Source organism: Corallococcus exiguus, from assembly GCF_009909105.1.
Taxonomy (GTDB): Bacteria; Myxococcota; Myxococcia; order Myxococcales; family Myxococcaceae; genus Corallococcus; species Corallococcus exiguus.
Map to the genome: position 1 here is coordinate 48110 of NZ_JAAAPK010000011.1, position 18218 is coordinate 66327.

General features: G+C 70.4%; 18 protein-coding genes. 12 read left to right on the top strand and 6 right to left on the bottom strand.

What is annotated here, in order from left to right; translation table 11 throughout:
• Position 1: 1 nt before the first annotated feature.
• On the bottom strand, positions 2-487 hold the full coding sequence (locus GTZ93_RS33035) for a hypothetical protein (RefSeq protein ID WP_121776807.1): 486 nt from the start codon (positions 485-487) through the stop codon (positions 2-4).
• A 112-nt stretch (positions 488-599) separates the two neighbouring features.
• Positions 600-1931: an amidohydrolase gene (locus tag GTZ93_RS33040; RefSeq protein ID WP_139921215.1), complete on the bottom strand. Its 1332-nt coding sequence runs from the start codon at positions 1929-1931 to the stop codon at positions 600-602.
• Between the two features lie 250 nt (positions 1932-2181).
• Between GTZ93_RS33040 and GTZ93_RS33045 the strand changes: the two genes are divergently transcribed.
• The 6 genes from GTZ93_RS33045 (at position 2182) to GTZ93_RS33070 (ending at position 7460) form a co-directional block, all read left to right on the top strand.
• Positions 2182-2802 carry an outer membrane beta-barrel protein gene (locus GTZ93_RS33045; RefSeq protein WP_139921217.1) on the top strand — a complete coding sequence of 207 codons (621 nt, stop codon included), beginning with the start codon at positions 2182-2184 and terminating at the stop codon, positions 2800-2802.
• A gap of 590 nt (positions 2803-3392) precedes the next feature.
• Positions 3393-4502 (top strand): acyltransferase family protein, encoded by a 1110-nt coding sequence (locus tag GTZ93_RS33050; RefSeq protein ID WP_139921219.1) that lies wholly within the window; start codon positions 3393-3395, stop codon positions 4500-4502.
• Between the two features lie 84 nt (positions 4503-4586).
• A complete protein-coding gene (locus GTZ93_RS33055; RefSeq protein WP_139921221.1) occupies positions 4587-5327 on the top strand; it encodes a YqjF family protein in 741 nt (246 codons plus the stop codon).
• A gap of 46 nt (positions 5328-5373) precedes the next feature.
• Complete coding sequence (locus GTZ93_RS33060; protein ID WP_161663200.1) at positions 5374-5805, top strand: DUF2089 domain-containing protein; 432 nt, start codon at positions 5374-5376, stop codon at positions 5803-5805.
• A gap of 6 nt (positions 5806-5811) precedes the next feature.
• The gene (locus GTZ93_RS33065) at positions 5812-6840 is read left to right on the top strand and encodes an SHOCT-like domain-containing protein (RefSeq protein WP_139923924.1); all 1029 of its coding nucleotides are present in this window, start codon (positions 5812-5814) and stop codon (positions 6838-6840) included.
• Positions 6841-6956: 116 nt separating this feature from the next.
• A complete protein-coding gene (locus GTZ93_RS33070) occupies positions 6957-7460 on the top strand; it encodes a hypothetical protein (protein ID WP_257979562.1) in 504 nt (167 codons plus the stop codon).
• Positions 7461-7466: 6 nt separating this feature from the next.
• Here GTZ93_RS33070 and GTZ93_RS33075 read toward each other — a convergent pair whose 3' ends face one another.
• The gene (locus GTZ93_RS33075; RefSeq protein WP_139923922.1) at positions 7467-8117 is read right to left on the bottom strand and encodes a hypothetical protein; all 651 of its coding nucleotides are present in this window, start codon (positions 8115-8117) and stop codon (positions 7467-7469) included.
• A 10-nt stretch (positions 8118-8127) separates the two neighbouring features.
• Entirely contained in the window at positions 8128-8955 is an 828-nt protein-coding gene (locus GTZ93_RS33080; RefSeq protein WP_161663201.1) for an endonuclease I family protein, read from the bottom strand.
• A gap of 278 nt (positions 8956-9233) precedes the next feature.
• Between GTZ93_RS33080 and GTZ93_RS33085 the strand changes: the two genes are divergently transcribed.
• Both GTZ93_RS33085 and GTZ93_RS33090 read left to right on the top strand, forming a co-directional pair.
• On the top strand, positions 9234-10196 hold the full coding sequence (locus tag GTZ93_RS33085; RefSeq protein WP_139923502.1) for a TIGR01777 family oxidoreductase: 963 nt from the start codon (positions 9234-9236) through the stop codon (positions 10194-10196).
• A 2-nt stretch (positions 10197-10198) separates the two neighbouring features.
• Positions 10199-11080, top strand: coding sequence for an alpha/beta hydrolase (locus tag GTZ93_RS33090; RefSeq protein ID WP_139923501.1), 882 nt, complete (start codon positions 10199-10201; stop codon positions 11078-11080).
• Positions 11081-11249: 169 nt separating this feature from the next.
• Here GTZ93_RS33090 and GTZ93_RS33095 read toward each other — a convergent pair whose 3' ends face one another.
• The gene (locus tag GTZ93_RS33095; protein WP_139923499.1) at positions 11250-12320 is read right to left on the bottom strand and encodes a helix-turn-helix transcriptional regulator; all 1071 of its coding nucleotides are present in this window, start codon (positions 12318-12320) and stop codon (positions 11250-11252) included.
• A gap of 243 nt (positions 12321-12563) precedes the next feature.
• On the opposite strand from GTZ93_RS33095, the gene GTZ93_RS33100 reads away from it, so the two are divergent.
• A complete protein-coding gene (locus tag GTZ93_RS33100; RefSeq protein WP_171809919.1) occupies positions 12564-12902 on the top strand; it encodes a TerB family tellurite resistance protein in 339 nt (112 codons plus the stop codon).
• A gap of 51 nt (positions 12903-12953) precedes the next feature.
• On the opposite strand, the gene GTZ93_RS33105 is transcribed toward GTZ93_RS33100, so the two are convergent.
• On the bottom strand, positions 12954-14324 hold the full coding sequence (locus GTZ93_RS33105; RefSeq protein ID WP_139923504.1) for a TAXI family TRAP transporter solute-binding subunit: 1371 nt from the start codon (positions 14322-14324) through the stop codon (positions 12954-12956).
• Positions 14325-14474: 150 nt separating this feature from the next.
• Between GTZ93_RS33105 and GTZ93_RS33110 the strand changes: the two genes are divergently transcribed.
• From GTZ93_RS33110 to GTZ93_RS33120, 3 genes are all read left to right on the top strand, one after another.
• Positions 14475-16019, top strand: a complete 1545-nt coding sequence (locus GTZ93_RS33110) for an ELWxxDGT repeat protein (protein ID WP_161663202.1) — start codon at positions 14475-14477, stop codon at positions 16017-16019.
• A gap of 76 nt (positions 16020-16095) precedes the next feature.
• Positions 16096-17172 (top strand): MBL fold metallo-hydrolase, encoded by a 1077-nt coding sequence (locus tag GTZ93_RS33115; RefSeq protein ID WP_139923597.1) that lies wholly within the window; start codon positions 16096-16098, stop codon positions 17170-17172.
• 59 nt (positions 17173-17231) lie between these two features.
• Positions 17232-18134, top strand: a complete 903-nt coding sequence (locus GTZ93_RS33120; RefSeq protein WP_139923595.1) for a glycoside hydrolase family protein — start codon at positions 17232-17234, stop codon at positions 18132-18134.
• Positions 18135-18218 lie beyond the last annotated feature (84 nt).

An 18218-nucleotide genomic window follows, 5' to 3' on the forward strand; every position in this document is an offset into this window, starting at 1 on the left:
CCTAGTGGCCGGCGCCGCCGCTGCCCTCCGCGGGAGGCGTGCCGGTGGACGGCGCCACGGGGCTCGTGCCGATGCCCTTGTTGCGGTGCCAGGCCTCCGGGATGATGTCCAACCGCGCGCCGGGGTTCTGCGACGGCACGACTTCCGGGGCCAGGTTGTCCACGCCGCGCATGTCGATGCCGCCTGAGCCACCCGTGCCCACCTCGTTGGCGTCCACGCATTTGAAGTCCTCCGGCTTCGAGGACTTCTCGATGCCCGTGCCTCCGGTGGCTTCCGCGTTGGCCTGGGCCTCGGCGCCCACGGTTCCGTAGAAGTTCAGGTCATGCTCGCGCAGCATCTCCTGCGTGCGAGGCGACTCCTCCGAGTCCCAGGACATCTCGTCGCTGGCGAATGCCTCGGACGGGGACTCCTGTGGAACGGACGCGGTCTGCGTGGCACAGCCGCCCAGCAGGAGCGCGGTCATCGAGGCCATGAGCGGAAGCTTCATCGGGATGTCCTTTAGAAGTGTCGTCCGCCTCTCAAGTTGGAGGCACTCGCGGCGGGGGCAAGCGACGGGGAGCCAGCCGGGCCAGCGACCCCGTTCCAGGCCGGGGCCGCTCTCAGGGGTTCACGGACGCATCGCCCGCGTGCAGGCAGGCCAGCGCCGCCACGGTGAGTGACTCGCAGCCGCCGCGCAGCGAGCCCTTGCGGTCCGGGGCATAACCGCTGGAGTGCGGCCCTGGCACGTGCGCCATCTTCTCCTGCGGCGTCGCGCCCGGTGCCTCCTCCCAGGCCTTTCGCGGCGTGATGCCCATGAACCAGTACGCGGTGGGCACGGGATGTTCCGGCCCCTGGGCGAAGAAGGGGAAGTCCTCGCTCGCGGTGGCGAGCACCCCCGGAACCAGTGCGTCGCGCCCGAACCATTCCGCGTGCGCGTCCCGGACTCGGCGCATGAGCTCCGGGTCGTTGCGGTTCACCGGCCCGCGGTTCAGGACCTCCACCTGGGGAGCCCTCGGCGCGCCCGACGCCGCGGCCTCGCCCTTCGCGATGCGCTCGATGGCCGCGAGAACCCGCTCCTGCACCGCGGCATCCTCCGTGCGCACTGTCAGCTCCAGCAGGGCTTCGTCCGGAATCACGTTGGCGCGAGTCCCCGCCTGGAAGGCCCCTACCGTCACCACCGCGGCTTCCAGCGGCGACAGCGCGCGCGACACGATGGTCTGCAGGCGCATCACCACGCTGGCCCCCAGCACCACGGGATCCACGGACAGCTCCGGCTGCGCGCCATGCGCTCCCCGGCCGAAGAGGCGCAGGCGCACGTGCGCGGAGCCCATCATCGTCACGCCCTCGCGGTGCATGAAGGTGCCCACCGGCAGCGGCGCCGTGTGCTGGCCCAGCACCGCGTCCGGCGTGCCGAAGCGCGAGTAGAGCCCGTCATCCAGCATCGCCTTCGCGCCCTGGAAGGTCTCCTCCGCCGGCTGCCCCACCACCATCACCGTGCCGCGCCACGCATCGCGCGAGCGCGCCAGCACCGCCGCCGTGCCCACCAGGCACGCGGTGTGGACGTCATGGCCGCACGCGTGCATCACCGGCTCGCCGTCCTCCGTCCGCACGCGGCTCGCGTAGGGCAGCCCCGTCTTCTCCTCCACGGGCAGCGCATCCATGTCCCCGCGCAGGAGCACCGTGGGCCCGTCGCCGTTGCGCAGCAGGCCCACCACGCCGTGGCCGCCCACGTCCCGGCTCACCGCGTAGCCCTCCGCCTCCAACCGGCGCGCCACCTGGGCGGCCGTGCGCGCTTCCTGGCCGGACAGCTCCGGGTGTTCGTGCAGGTCTCGATAGAGCGCGTCCACGCCCGGCAGCACCGCCTCCAAATGCGCGAGGACGCGCCTGGCGCGGGCCTGGAGGACAGAAGGGGTGGACCCCACGACGGACTGGGGGTGGGCGGCGTCATTCATGGCGGTGTGCTCCCGTCCCGGACGCGAGGAGGAGGTACCGAGGGCATCCGGGTACGGCTCAAGGTGGAAGCCGCTCGCGGGGAATCACAGAGGATGGGCGGGGAGCCAGGCAGTGGACTGGCTTCGTGCGTCGCCTCCCCCACCCTCCGGGGGACCGTGGGCCTCCGGGGTACCGCCTGTCCGTTCGTTGTTCGCCCCTCCCCCCAAGGTCACCTTCTGGCTGCGCACGCGACACATGAAGGGAGCGGTCATGAGGCGAAGCATCGCGTTGGGGCTCTGCCTGGCAGGATTGACGGGTGGCGCCGCCAGAGCCCAGGACCCACCGTCGGACGCGCCCACGCGGATGGGACGGGTGGATTGGCAGGGCCCCTACTTCCTCCTCGGATTGGGCGTGGAGGGCTACACGGGCAAGCTCGCGCCCAACCTGGATCCAGGGCCGTCGTATGGCGTCGTCGTAGGCTACCGCGCCAATGACTACGTGGGCCTGGAGCTGGGCTACAGCGGCGGCGTGAGCAGCCTGTCCGTCGCGGACAGCGCCGACTTCTTCGGCACGCCGGACCTCGTGCGAAACGGAGCGCAAGCGGCGCTCACGGTTGGCTTCACCCCCACCCGGCTGCAGCCCTATGTGCTCGGGGGCATCGGCGTCGAGCGCTACTCGGTGCGCGAGGGCAGCTTCTTCCGGTTCTTCGACGACACCGGGGGCTACGCACCCGTGGGCGCGGGCGTGCGCTTCAAGATCAACCCCCAGCTCACCGCCGAGGTGCGAGGCAGCTACAGCTTCCTCTTCGGGCAAAACTTCGCGCCCTCGCAGGACATTGGCGCGGGGGACGGCCGCTACTCGGGCCTGCTGATGATTGGCGGCAGCTATTGAGGCACGCATGCCCGTCACGCTGATCGACCTCCTCGACGAGCGAAGACGCGCACACCGAGCGTTCCGCACGGGAGTTCCGGGTCCTGGCACGCGTGCCGGCGCGCTTGCGAGCAAGGGTGGAGGACCTGGATTCCCAGACGCCCTGCCCCCAGGGGGCCGGGCGCCCTCCGAAGCATGAAGCCGAGAGCGCCCACGCTCCCGGCCGACACGGCCCCAAAACCTGTCCGACTGTCGGACAAGTTTCCGCGGCCCGGGCTACGAGGAGGCCCCCCGGCGGCGGTTCTCCAAAACCTGTCCGACAGTCGGACAGGTTTTTTCGGTGCGCCTCTGACGGGGCGCCTCTAAAGGGTTCTCACCTTCTCATCCCAATGGAGCGCATTCGTTTCCGAGGGCCTGGCGCCTGGGCGGTCGGGCCTTGGGGCGCAGCCGGGCGGAAGACCTGCGCGAACTCGTGGCCGGCGCGCCCCGAACGAGATGAGCGGCGTGTCACTGGCGGCCTGGGCGCGCCTTGCTAGCATCGGGTGCACTCCCCCCGCTGAAAGCCGACTCCGCTGAACGCCACCGAACCGCGCCATCTAGCCGGCCTGGACCTGCTCCGGGGCCTGGCCATCCTCGTCGTCGTCGTCTACCACTACCCCCGCCCCCAGGGTCACGAGGCCTTCCAGGCGTTCGCCAACTTCGGCTGGACGGGCGTGGAGCTGTTCTTCGTGCTCAGCGGCTTCCTCATCGGCTCGCAGCTCCTGGAGCCGGTGTCGCGCGGTGAGACGCCGTCACTGAGGCGCTTCTACCTGCGGCGCTCGCTGCGCATCCTTCCGTCCTTCCTCGTCGTGCTGGGCCTCTACCTCTTCGTGCCAGCCTGGAGCGAGCGGCCCCTGGTGACGCCCGCGTGGCGGTTCCTCACCTTCACGCAGAACTTCGGCCTGCGCATCAACGGCTTCTCCCACGCGTGGTCCCTGTGCGTGGAGGAGCACTTCTACCTGGTGCTGCCTCTCACCGTGCTCGCGCTGCGTGGACGCCTTCGCGCGCCGTCCCTCATCGCGCTCGCGGTGGCCGTGATGGGCGGAGGCATGCTCCTGCGCGGCGGGCTGTGGCTGCACCACTTCTCCGCGCTCGGGCCCGAGGATCCGGGGTGGCGCGACTTCGACATGCTGCTCTACTACCCGACGTACGCGCGGCTCGACGGGTTGACGTGCGGCGTGCTGCTCGCGGCCTTGCGCGTCTTCCGGCCACAGGCCTGGGAGCGCTGGACTCGCGGCGCCCGCGCGCGGGGGATGGCCGTCGTGGGACTCGCGTGTCTGGGCGGCGTCCTCTTCATCAACGAGGAGCACTTCCGCTACCTCCCCTATGTCCTGCTGTCGTTCCCCCTGGCCGCGCTGGGCTTCGCGGCGCTGGTGCTGGCGCTGGCGGGCCCCGCGGCTTCGCGCGTCTGCGCCCGCATCCCGGGCGTGAAGACCTTCGCGGTCCTGAGCTTCACCGTCTACCTCACGCACAAGGCCGTGCAGCATGGCGTGCGGGACGCGCTGGCGCCCCATGGAATGGACGCGTTCCACGTCGTCACGTTGTTGGGCGGCGCCGTGGCGGTGCTGCTCGCCTCGCTCGCGCTGCACCATGGCGTGGAGCGGCCCGCGCTGAAGTGGCGGGAGCGGCTGGAGCGGGAGCTCACCTCCCGGAAGCCCCAGGCGCGGCCCGCCGTTCCCTGAAGGCTGCCCGCGCTTCTGCGCGACAGAAGCCGCGCAAGGGGGCGGGCCTGGGCCCGGGCGTCGCGTGCGCGCTAGACCTCGCGCATGCGCCCCTTCCTGACGGCGACGTGGCGGTACCTGCTGATGCTCAACTACGAGGTGGATCCGGCGGTGCTGCGGCCCCTCGTCCCCCGTGGCACGGAGCTCGACGCGTGGCAGGGCCGCACGTTCGCGAGCATGGTCGGCTTCCGCTTCCTCGACACGCGCGTGCGGGGACTCGTGGTGCCGTTCCACCGGGACTTCGATGAGGTGAACCTGCGCTTCTACGTGCGCCGCCTGGGCCCCGAAGGCTGGCGGCGCGGCGTGGTGTTCGTGCGCGAAATCGTGCCCCGGCTCGCCATCGCCACCGTGGCGCGCGTCCTCTACAACGAGCCCTACGTCGCGCACCCCATGCGCCACGCCGTGAACATGGACGGCGCGGACACCGGCGCGCCCGGCCACGTCGAGTACGCCTGGAAGTCCCACGGCCGCTGGCACCAGCTGTCGGCCCGGACGCTCGGCACGCCGTCCGAGAGCGCCCCCGGCTCCCAGGAGGAGTTCATCACCGAGCACTACTGGGGCTACACCGCCCAGCGCGACGGCGGCTGCGCCGAGTACCGCGTGGAACATCCCCGATGGAGCGTCTGGCGCGCCCAGGAGACCTCCTTCGACTGCGACGTGGCCCGCTTCTACGGCCCCGCCTTCTCCGAATGCCTCCGGGGCACGCCCCACTCCGCCTTCGTGGCCGCCGGCTCGGAAGTGTCCGTCTTTCCTGGAAATGAACTCCAGCCCTTGTCAGCGCCGTAGAAATCAATATTCTCAATCTCTAAATTGATTTTCTGAATAACCCACCATGACAACCTCCAAGTCCACCTGGCCCGTGCCCACCCGCTGCCCCTTCTGTGGAGGCGGCACCGTCATCGAACGGGTTCGCTGCGACGGGTGCGCGTCCGCGGTGGAGGGACGCTTCACGACCGGCTGGGTGCAGCAGCTGTCGCCGGAGCAGCTCGCGTTCGTGCGCGTGTTCATCGCGTGCCGGGGGAAGATCAAGGACGTGGAGCAGGCGCTGGGCCTCTCCTATCCGACGGTGGTGGCGCGGCTGGACGACGTGGTGGAGGCCCTGGGCCAGACGCCCGGAGGCCCGCCGCCTCCCGCGCCTCCTCCACCGCCACCTCCGCCCCGGGAGCGCGGCTCTCCGCGCCGGGCGCAGATTCTCGATGACCTCGCGGCCGGGCTCATCGACGCGGACGAGGCCGCTCAACGTCTCAAGAAGGCACGGGAGTAACCACCCATGATGGACCCTGAAGCCACGCCGTCCTCCGACGCCTCGTCTTCCTCGCGCGACGGCACCCAGCGCCACGCGATTCCGTGGGGACAGCACGCGGAGCTGGTGCTGCACGCGCCCGCCGCCACGCTCGTCGTGTCGCCGCTGCCGGAGGGAGAGAAGCCCTACCTGGTGACGCACGGCCGGGTGGAGACGCGCATCCAGGAGCACGGCCGGGTGACGAAGGTGGAGCTGCTGCCGCGCGAGGCGGGCTTCCTGTCACTGTTCTGGCGCCACGGCGGACAGGCGGAGCTGTTCGTGCCGCCCGACGTGCGCGCGAAGCTCCTGCTGGACGCGGGCGCGGTGCGCATCTCCGGCCTGAAGGACTGCGAGCTGGAGCTGAACACCGACGCGGGCACGGCGAGCCTGCGCGACGTGCACGGCAAGCTGACCCTGCGCACGGGCGCGGGCCGCATCATCGGCGAGCGCGTGGGCGGCACCCTCCACGTCCACGCCGCCGCGGGCGCGGTGAAGCTGGACGTGGACGCGCTGGACGTGGGCGAGCACCGCATCGGGACGCAGGTGGGCGCGGTGGAGCTGCGCCTGGTGCCCGGGCTGGATGTGAACATCTCGGCCCATACGTCGCTGGGCTCGGCGCAGACGCGCTACCCGTCCAACCCCCAGGCGGCGACGACGATCCTCCTGGAGACGGAGCTGGGCTCGGTGCGCATCCGCGACTCGGGCCGTTCACGCGGCGAGGACGCGGAAGCCTGGGAGGAGGACTCGATGCGCTGGCAGCGTCAGGCGGAGCGCTGGCAGCGCCGCGCCGAGCGCCACGCGAACCAGTGGGCCCATGCCTGGGCGAACTCGTGGGGCGCGCCGCCCTGGGCGGGCCAGGGGTCCCAGCACCACCGGCCTCGGCCGCCCGCACCGCCCCCTCCGCCCCAGTCCCAGGGCATCCCCGATGAGGAGATGCGCCGCGTGCTGGACCTGGTGGAGGCCGGCAAGCTCAGCGCGGAGGACGCCCAGAAGCTGCTCAAGGCGATGCAGCGGTGAGGATCATCCCGCACGCGCCCATCCCCAACTCTTCCATTCCGCGTGCGCCGGGCCCTTCACGACTGCTGTACGAGGTGCCCGACGGCAGGTGGGGCTGGGACTCCCTCCTTGCGGCGATGGATGAGGCGATCCGCTGGTGCGCGCCCCGGGCGACGTTGGACGCGCCAGCCACCTGCCTGCGCACGCCTGCCTTCCAGCCTCGGGTGATGGTGGATCCGGATCGCTTCAATCTGATGGATCGGATCATCAGCAGCCGGCACCACGCCCTGCGTGGCAGCCCGCCGCTGTCTCCGCCGCTGAGCGGAAGGGAACGTCTTCAGGGAGGTCGGCTGCTCGTGTTCTTCCCGGATGACACCCTTTCCGACGGCGTATCCGACCAGGTGACCCGGGGATTCTTCGACGAGCACAACGTGCCGCCCTGGGACACCTGGGTCGGCATGTTCCGCGAGGACCCCGAGTCCGACACCCAGTCGGCGGACTACCTCATCGCCTGGGTGCCACCGGTGTTCCTCGAGTCCGTGGCGTACGGCATGCTCGTGAACCCCGAGCAGTGCATCCAGTGGCTGGAGGACTCCACCACGATGATGGCGAAGCGGCTGAAGGACCTGACCGCGCCCTGAAGCCGCTCAGGCGCCCTGGGTGAGGAAGCGGAACGGACGCACGCAGTCCTCGCGGGTGCAGAGGAAGAGGTAGCCACGGCCGTTGTCGCCGAAGTCCAGGCCGAACGGCATCGCGGTCAGCTGCGCGACGAAGCGCATGGGCGCGTCACAGCACTCCGGGGTGCCCTCGCCGTTGAGCCACACCGGCACGCCGCCCACCTTGCTCTCCGGCGCCTCCTCCTTGGCGCGGTCCAGCGCGGCGAACTGCTCCTCGGTGGCCTCGTTGACGTCCACCGACAGGGCCTCGGTGTCCTCGGTGGCGGGCTCGAAGCCGAGCGTCCATTCCGCGTACGGCTTCACCGGCCCCGGCGGCGCGCTCACGGACGGCGTGCCGGCCTTCACCGGCACCGCCGCGTTGGCGCCCTCCTCCGGGTCCCACCGGAAACAGACCGTGTCGGGGTTCTCGCACTGGAAGACGTGGACCGACGCGTGGGGCGCCAGGTCCAGCCGTCCTTCGACGTGCGGCAACTGGAAGAGGAAGCGCTGCGGTCCGCCACACATCGCGCAGGCGGGCCACTCCAGGGGCCCCGGCGCCTCGGGCGTGCCCCCCACCTTCATCAGGGGGACACCGGTGCGGCCAGGGACGAGCGCCCAGAGGGGCGCGAGCGGACGGGACATGCCCCGGACTCTAGAAGTCCGCGATGCGGTCTGCCAGTGACGCGTCGTCCACGAAGGGGTTGCGGTTCTGCTGGTAGGTCTCGATGGCGTCGTTGCGCGCGATCTCCGCGGCGTCCACCTTGTCCAGCTTGTTCCACTCCTTGAGCACGGCCTCGTCCTGCGGCGGGATGTCCTTGTTGTATACCGTGGAGAAGTAGAACAGCGCGCGCGCCACGTTGCCCTTGTGCGCGTCCGGCGGCTCGAAGACGGTGCGGCCCTGCGCGTCGGTGCCGAACTTGGCGCCGTTCTCCTCCCACTTCACCTTCGTCACCGTGCCGAACGGGTAGTTGCCCCGGACCGAGTTGGCCTTGCTGTCCGTGGGGAACAGGTGGTGCAGGTCCGCCTTCGCCGCGCCCGTGGCGCCCTTGGACTGGGGCCAGGTGTGCTCGGTGTTCATCACGTTGCTGCTGGGAATCTTGTTCGTCTTCACTTCCTTGCCCGTGTAGACGCACGCGACGACGCCGTCGTGGTTGTCCAGGGTGGTGAAGATGATCTTCCGCGCCTGGTCGTAGCCCAGGTTCTTGTGCTTGCTGACCGCGTCATGCAGGGCGTTGATCAGCGCCTGGTCCTTCAGCCCGTCGTAGCGCGGATCCGACTTGGGCGGCACGTCCTCCACCGGCACCTGCGGCGCGGGAACCGGCGTCGTGGGCGTCGTCGGGGCCTTCTTCGCCGACGCTCCGGACTCGAACGTGGAGACCGAAGAGAACGCCTTCGGGATGATACGGGCCGTGGAAGTCGTGGCCGACGCGGAGTTCGTCGAGGGGCGGGTCGCGGAGAGCGGGCGGGACGGGATGATCATGACGGCCCTCAAGATTCGAGGTGGGGGATGACCCATTTTCGTCCGGACGTGCCCCCAGTTGCGTGACGCATCGCATTTTCCCTCCGAGCCGGTGGGTTTCTTCCGCCCGACCCAGGACATCCCGGGAAATGCCCCACCACCGGGCTCCGGAGCCGGGGAAAAGCGGGGCTCATCGACGGCACCAGGACGGCCCGGGGGACCGTTTCCGGGAGCCGGGCGGCCCGGACGGGGTGCGCGCTATGCCTCCGGGTGTCGCAATCCATGAGGGGGTTTCGTCCATGAAGGTCGTGATTCCGGGTGGCACGGGACAGGTGGGCGCCCTGCTGGCGCGGGCGTTCATCGCGCGAGGGGATGACGTCGTCCTCATCAGCCGGGGAGGCCGGGGCGAGGCGCGCACGGTGTCCTGGGACGGACGCACCCTGGGTGATTGGGCGAAGGAGGTGGATGGCGCCGACGCGGTCATCAACCTGGCGGGACGCAGCGTGAACTGCCGCTACTCGGAGGAGAACCTGCGCCAGATGATGGACTCGCGGGTGGACTCCACGCGGGTGGTGGGCCAGGCCATCCAGCAGGCCGCGAAGCCGCCGCGCGTGTGGCTGCAGATGAGCACCGCGACGCTGTACGCGCACCGGATGGACGCGCCCAACGACGAGGCCACCGGGCTCATTGGCGGGAACGAGCCGGGCGTGCCCGCGTACTGGAAGCGCAGCATCGACATCGCGCTGGCGTGGGAGCGCACGCTGGCGGAAGCCAACACGCCCCACACGCGCAAGGTGGCGCTGCGCACCGCGATGGTGATGAGCCCGGACAAGGAGGGCATCTTCGACGTGCTCCTGGGCCTGACGCGCCGGGGGCTGGGCGGCCCCGCGGGCAGTGGGCGGCAGTACGTGTCGTGGATCCACGGCCAGGACTTCGTGCGCGCGGTGCAGCTGCTGCTGGAGCGCGACGACCTGGACGGGCCGGTGAACCTGGCCGCGCCGAATCCCCTGCCCCAGCGAGAGCTGATGGCGAAGCTGCGCGAGGCGGCGCACGTGAGCGTGGGGCTGCCGGCGGCGAAGTGGATGCTGGAGGTGGGCGCGTTCTTCATGCGCACGGACACGGAGCTGCTGCTCAAGAGCCGCCGCGTGGTGCCTGGCCGGCTGCTGGACGCGGGATTCACCTTCGAATATCCCGACTGGGGGACCGCCGTGACGAACCTCGTCGAGCGCTGGCGCGCCGGGAGCGGGCCCGTCCGGAGCTGACCGTGTCCACGAAGCAGTACCGCGTCCGCTGGGGTCGCATCGCCGCGCTGGGGCTCGCCCTGGGCGCGCTGGGTACGGGCGGCTTCACGGCGACGCGAGGCCTTCGCACGGCCCAGGCGCTGTTGCACCCGGCGCGCGTCCCGGTGACGCGGCCCTCCGGCCCGGACGCGCTGCCGGGCCTGGAGGACGTGTCCTTCGAGGCCGCGGGGCGGAAGCTCCAGGGGTGGTATGTCCCATCGCGCGACGGGACGGCGGTGGTGCTGGTGCACGGCTTCGCGGACAACCGCACGCGGCTCCTCTTCGAAGCCCGGGTGCTGTCGGAGGCGGGGCACGGCGTCCTGCTCTTCGACCTGCACGGCCAGGGCGAAAGCGAAGGCGACGCGATTGGCTGGGGCGACAGCGAGCGCGAGGACGTGCGCGCGGCCCTGGCCTTCGTGCGGGCCCGGCCGGACGTCACCCCGGGGCGCGTGGGCCTGTTTGGATTTTCCATGGGCGGGACGGCGGCCCTGCTGGTGGCGCAGGAGGACGCGCGGGTGAAGGCGGTGGCGGCGGTGGGAGCGTTCCCGGACCTGGCGGGGGACATGGGCTCCCACTACGGCCTGAGCACCTGGGCGGTGCTGTGGGGGCTGCGCCGTTCCGGCATCGACGTGGACGCCGTGCGGCCCGTGGACGGCATGTGCCGCCTGGAAGGCCGGCCGCTGCTGCTCATCAACGGCGGCAGCGACCCGGACGGCCCCCAGAAGCTGGACGGCCGCCTCTACCGCGCCGCCTGCAAGCCCCGCGAGCAGTGGCTGGTGCCCCAAGCAGCCCACGGCGAGTACGCCCGGAAGGACCCCGAAGGCTACGCCCGCCACCTGCGCGACTTCTTCGCCCGCGCCCTCTGAACGCTGTCCTGTTCAACTTTTCACGTCTTGAGAAGACGTGGGCGGGCCGCGCCAGAGGGGAAGCGCCGCCGGAAATCGCCCTGGAGGCGAACGACGACTCATTCCTCTCAACAAATCTCCTTTGAAACCCTCAGCGTCTTGCGGAAGCGCTCCGCCTGAGGCTGGCCGCCTACCCGCGGCGGCCCTTGGCGACGAACTCCCCGCGGCTGTGGATGCCGGTCTTCTCGAACAGCGACTTGATGTGGACCTTCACCGTCTCCACGGAGCACCCCAACCGGGAGGAGATCTCCTTGTTCGCCAGCCCCTCGTGAAGACAATCCGCCACGCGTGACTCCTGGGCGGTGAGCTTCTCCTTCCAGTCCGGACGCAGCCAGTGGACCCGCTCGTGCATGCGCACCTGCCACAGGTTGCGGCCCCCCCAGCTGACGGCGGAGGGACTGAACGTCACGTCCAGCCGGTCCGCGCCGCGCTCCAGCGTGAGGGACTCCAGCCGTGGATCCACCGCGACATCGAAGCGGGACAGCGCCCTCACCCGCTCCGCCCAGGCGCGGGGAACCCCGTCGCTGAGCTCGTGGGGCGCGAACCACTGCTCCAGCAGCGGAATGGCCGGCCCCGTGTCCGCCACCTTCCGCCCCAGGCTGTTGAGCACCAGCACCGGGTTCGCGCCCATCGCGATGGCCTTCAGCAGGTCCCGCTCGAAGCGGACGGCGTAGAGCTCCTGGAGCCGCGCCACCGCCCGGGAGATGTACGGGATGATCTGCTGAAGGAACCACTGCGCCCGGAGCGTGAAGGGCCGGGAGGATTCCCGGTACATCGCGACGCCGCCCTTCAGGTCCTGCTCCGTGAAGAGGAGTGACGCCAGCACGCGCTTGAGCTTCAGCCCCGCGCCCTGGCTGCGCCGGAAGGTCTCCGTCTCCACCAGCGGCTGCCCCCGCAGCATCTGGACGTCGCTGAGCACCAGGTTGGGCTGCGCCACCGTGGCGCGGAAGACGAAGTCCTCCTGCACCCATTCCGCGTAATCCTTGAGGAGGGGGTGGACGGTGTCCGTCTTCCACTGCACCCCCGCAGTCCCATCCGGATTCGCGCAACCCACCGCCAGGTGGTCCGCCTCACAGAGCGAGAGGAGCGCCCGGGAGAGGGCCTCGTAGACGTCCTCCAGCGTCCGGGCGTTGCCCAGCGCTTCCTTCAGCTCCGCGACCAACGCCTGCTCATGCGACAGGAACTTCCGCGCCTTGCCCATGGGTACAACCCCCGTTTGCAATACCCATCAAGTATTACGAGGGCTGAAACAGGGCCCATCCCTCCAAAGTGGTATGACAGCTCTGTCGGAAGCGGCCGCCTGCCGCGAAGTCCTGCGTCACCCATTCGGGAGCAAAGGCATCGCCGTGCGGCGCGTTTCCGCCCCCTGACGGGGCGGCGACGTCGGGCTGGACGGCTCCCCCCCTGGCAGGTCAGCCTGGACATCCTGGAGGATGCAACCCACATGGCCGCCCCGCTGCCCCCTGAAGCCCAGTTCCATATCGAGGTCATCAAGCTCCTGCTCCAGGTGGCCACCAGCGACGACCGCGTCACCCGCGAGGAGATTGATTCCATCATCGACACCGCGCGCGGCTTCAGCGTGCCCCTGACGGAGCTCAGCGCCCTCACCCGCTGCCTCCAGGAGGGCCATCCGCTCCCGCCGCCGAACCTGGGCATCTTGCGCGAGGACCCCAGGGCCGTCCTCGACGCCGTCCACACGCTCATCGCCGGCGACGGCCACGTGCACGAGTCGGAGATCGCCATGGCCCGGCAGATCCGCGAGCTGCTCGGCATCGCGCCCTGAAGCCTCTCACGGGCGGCCCCAGGCCCGGGCCGCCACGCACCGCTCTTCACGTCACGCCGGCATCTGCAATGGGTGCCCGTCCTTGTGCTCGGGCGCGCCCGCGAGTCTGCGGGTGAGCCGGCGGCGCACGACGTCCACGTGCTCGCGGAAGAAGTACAGGTTCTCCGCGTAGGCGATGGGCACCGCGATGCGATTCACCTCGCGCTCGGCTTCCTCCAACCGCTTGAGCATGGCCTGGAGCATCTCCTGGTCCGGGTCCTCCTCCAGCTGGATTTCAATCTCCTTCAGCCGCGCGTACCACCGGTGGATGCGCGAGCGGACCCGCCACAGGAACACCGCGGGCACCGCGCGCCCCAGCGGCACCACCACCGCGATGATGGGCACCAGCATCACCCACAGCCGGTCCACCAGGTTCGCCGCCCAGAAGGGCAGGTAGCGCTGCAGCAGCGGAACGCCCGACGCGTAGTAGCGCTTCGCCTCGCTGCTCAGCGCGAAGCCCGCCGCGAGCGGCGCGGGGAACTCGCCCGTCTTGTCCAGGATGCCCGCCGAGCCGTGGATCTCACTGGCCGCGCGCATCAGCAAGTATGCGAGCGCCGGGTGCAGCGTGTCCTTCGCCAGCAGCAGCGCATTGGGAGAAAGCAGCACCACGTCCTGGTCCGGCACGTCCTTGGCGAAGTCGAACACGCCCCGCGGCAGCACGTGGCGTGACAGGTACGGATAGCGGCGCGTGTACGCCTCCGCGCGATTGAAGCTCAAGAGGCGCACGTCCTTCACCGCGGCCAGTTTCTGGATGCGCGGCGACTCCGCCATCGACACCAGGAACACCGCGTCCACCTTGCCCTGCGTCAGCGCGTCGATGGCCGCGTCCCGGTCCAACGGCAGCAACTCCGTGGGCGCCGTGTCCACCTTGTTCGCCTGGAGCAGCGTCATCGCCAGCGCGCGCGTGCCGCTCTCCTCGGGCCCCACCGCGATGCGCTTGCCCTGAAGGCCGCGCACGTCGTCCACGGGCTCGCCCCGGTAGAAGACCCACAGCGGCACGTAGGAGAGGCTCCCCAGCGACGCCACGTGCTCCGGCACCTCCTGGCCCTTGCCACCGGTGGTGCCGCTCTGCGCGAAGGCGATGTCCACCCCGCTGTCCTCCGCGCTGAGCAGCGCCACGCTGCCCACGGAGCCCTTCGTGTTGCGCAGCTCCAGCGTCACCCCGTGCTGCGCGAGGAATTTCTGGTAGCGCTTCGCCATGTAGTTGAAGCCGCCCTCTTCCGGCGCCAACGCCATCACCAGGGTCTTGGGCGGCGCGGGCTTGACGAAATAGAACGTCACCGCGAACGCCACCGCGATGAGCAGCGTCGCGGGAGCGACGGCGATCCACAGGTCGCGCCGCAACGTGCGCTTGAGCTGCGCCTTCAACGTGTCCGTCTTCATGAGGCCGCGCAGTATACCGACCGCGCCGTGCGTGGCCCCGCCGTACACCGCGTCGGTCCAGGCAAGCGAGCACGTCACGACCCGGGGGCACTTGGCGCAACCCCTTGCGCGACACACCCTCCCTCCCAGGCCTTATTGAAGGGGTGTGGCATGGGTTGGCGTGGCGGGTGGGTGATGTCCTTGCTGGTGGTGGGGGTGGGCTGCGGCGGGGCGCTTCCCGAGGAACTGACGGAGGCGGAACTCGCACAGGAACCCACCTCGGCCCCAGAGGTGACAGCCGAGGGCCTCTGCCTTCCCACCGCCGCGGGCACCCAGCGGGTGAAACGCATCCTGCCTCCCTCGGAGCTGGGCATCCCGCGCTTCGCGATGGGGCCGGGCAGCTTCGTGGACTTCCAGGGGACGCTGCACTTCGCGGTGAACGACGAGGATGGCCGCCGCGGCCTGTGGCGGAGCACCGGCACGGACGCGGGCACCACGGAGGTGAAGGGCTTCCCGGCGACGGCGGGCACCTGGACGCCGCTGTTGTCGCAGCTCACCGCCACCCCGGCGCAGCTCTTCTTCCAGGCGCCGGACGCGACGCACGGCGCCGAGCTGTGGGTGAGCAACGGGACGACGGCCGGCACCCGGATGGTGAAGGACCTGACGCCGGGCGTGGAGGACTCGTACCTGACGCACCTGACGGCGGCCGGCTCCACGCTGGTCTTCTTCAAGGAGACGTACGACGCCACGGCGTCCGCCACGCGCTATGAGCTGTGGAGGTCGGACGGCACCGACGCGGGCACGGTGCGCGTGCGCGACTTCGGGACCGGCGTGGACGTGAGCTACCTGGACGCGAAGCAGGGCAACGCGCTGCAGTTCTTCGTGCGCGAGCTCCAGGGCGCCACCTCCCTGTGGCGGACGGACGGCACCTCCGCGGGCACCTTCCAGCTGAAGCGGCTGGACGCGGGCCCCGACACCTACCCGAACGACGTGCGCCCCACCGGCGCGCAAACCCTCTTCAAGCTGGATGAGCCGAGCGGCCTGCAGGAGCTGTGGAAGACGGACGGCACGGCGGGCGGCACGGTGCGGCTGGCGTCCTTCGGCTCCACGCGTGGGATGCGAGTGCTGGGCGCGCTGGGCACGTATGCGTACGTCACGACGACGTCCTACAGCACCCAGTACATGGTCATCTACCGGGTGCCCCTCACCGGCGGGAACCCGGAGCCCGTGGTCACCCTGCCCAATGACTACGCGTCGCAGGGCGAGGCGTTCCCATACATCGATGCCGTGAGCCAGGTGCCGGGGGGCAAGAAGCTGTACTTCGCCGTGGCCATTGGCAGCAACGGCCCCGCGCCGCGCGACACGCAGCTGTGGGTGACGAACGGCACCGCCGGGGGCACCACGCTGCTGCGCCGGCCGCTCAGCCTGTCGGACGAGTACAGCTCGCCGGTGTACGCGGCGGCGGACAACCTGGTCTTCTTCAGCGCCTATCAGGTCACCGACGGCATCGAACCCTGGGTGAGCAACGGCACGGTGGCCGGGACGCGCCGCCTCAAGGACATCGCCGCTCCGGCCCAGGGAGGCTCCTCCTATCCGCGCGAGTTCTTCCGCCTGGGCAGCCGCGTCTACTTCAGCGCCTACGACGACACGCTGAACGCGCAGCTCTGGTCCACCCAGCTCAGCAACGCCTGCGTGGCGCCGGAAGACGCACAGTAGGCGCATGGGGCCTCCCCGCCTGGTCTCCAGGCGGGTGGCCGTGCCCGGCGGATGCGTGGGTGTTAGACACCTTCTCATGCCCACCGTCAGCGACAGCGCGCGCAGCGCGGGACTCCGCCTCGAACGCAGCCGGGCCTCCCGTCAGTTCGAGGGTCACGGCTTCCGCAACACCGCCCCCGTGGGGGCCGGCCTCCAGGGGAACGCGCTGCCCCTGCTGGGCGAATACTTCTTCGGAGGCGCGCAGCGCACGCCGCCCGCGCCGCTGCCGGTGGATGATCCGCGCGGCGCCTGGACCCGCGCGCCGGACACCGGCCTGCGCGTCACCTGGCTGGGCCACAGCACGATGCTGCTGGAGGTGGATGGGGCGCGCGTGCTGACCGACCCCGTCTTCGGCGAGCGGGTCTCGCCCGTGTCCTTCGCGGGCCCCAAGCGCTTCCACGCCACGCCTGTTGCACTGGACGCGCTGCCGGACCTGGACGCGGTGCTGGTGTCGCACGACCACTTCGACCACCTGTGCCGGAGCACCATCCGGGCGCTGGCGCAGCGGCGGGTGCCCTTCGTCACCGCGCTGGGCGTGGGGCGCCACCTGGAGTCCTTCGGCGTGGCGCCGGAACTCATCACCGAGCTGGACTGGTGGGAGGAGCACCGCGTGGGCCCGGCGGCCTTCCGCGCGACGCCCTCCCAGCACTTCTCCGGCCGTGGCCTGGGCGACCGCAACAAGACGCTGTGGGCGTCGTGGGTGCTCACCACGGACAAGCATCGGCTGTTCTTCAGCGGCGACACCGGCCTCACCACGGAGTTCGAGGAGATTGGCCGGCGATGCGGCCCCTTCGACCTGGTGATGCTGGAGGTGGGCGCGTTCCACCCGAGTTGGGGCGGCATCCACCTGGGCCCGGAGAACGCGCTCAAGGCGCACGCCATGCTGGGCGGCGGCACGCTGATGCCGGTGCACTGGGGCACCTTCAACCTGGCGCTGCACGCGTGGGACGAGCCCGTGGAGACGCTGGTGAAGCTGGCCACGGAGCAGCAGGTGCGCCTCTTCACGCCGGGCCTGGGCCGGAGCCTGGAGCCCTCGCGCGTGGAGGGTGTGACGCCGTGGTGGCGCGACGTGGGCGAGCCCCGCCTCGTGGCCCCGGCTGGCGCCGTGACGTGAAGGCCGCGTGACGCCAGGGCTCGACGCCCACCCGACGCCCGGGCGTAGAGTCCCTGGCCATGCGCCCCTCCCTCCGGATCCCCGTCGCGCTGTCCCTGGCCGTCCTGCTGTCGCCGCTCGTGGCGTGCGACCCCGCGGCCGGGGAGCCCTCAAAGCCAGATGATCAAACGCCCGGCGTGACGAAGAGCGCGAAGCGGGGCCTCGGGTATGGCTATCACTCGGCGGAGGACCTGAAGGCGCTCTCCCCGGGGATGAGCTGGTGGTACAACTGGTCGCCCAAGCCGGAGAGCGGCGCGGCCAGCGTCTACGTCTCGGAGAAGGTCTCCTTCGTGCCCATGGCCTGGGGCGGCACGCCCACGGTGGCCCAGCTGGAGTCGGAGATTCCGGCGGGCGCGCAGGTCCTGCTGGGATTCAACGAGCCCAACTTCAAGTCGCAGGCGAACAAGACGCCCCGCCAGGCCGCGGCGCTCTGGCCCGTGCTGGAGGAGGTGGCCCGCCGCAAGGGACTCAAGCTGGTGTCCCCGGCGGTGAACTACTGCGGCGACTGCGTGTCGGAGGACGGCGTCACCTTCACCGACCCCGTGGTGTACCTGGATGCCTTCTTCAAGGCCTGCGCGAACTGTCAGGTGGATGCCATTGCCATCCATTGGTACGCGTGCGACCTGAGCGCGCTCAAGTGGTACGTGGGGAAGTTCAAGAAGTACAACAAGCCGCTCTGGCTGACGGAGTTCGCGTGCGGCGATCGGCCGCACAACGAAATCACCGTGGACGTGCAGAAGAAGTACATGGTGGATGCCATTGGCTATCTGGAGACGGAGCCCTCCATCGAGCGCTACGCGTGGTTCTCCGGCCGCAACAATGAAATCCCCTCCATCAACCTGCTGGGCGCCTCGGGTGAGCTGACCGAGCTGGGCCGCCTGTACGTCACGCTCGCCGCCGGGACCGCGCAGCCGTCACCCTGACCGGGGTGAGGTTCCAACCTACACAAGGGTTGGACAGACGCGAAGACGTCTATTCGGTGCTCCTGGGATTCTGGGGCTAAAGTA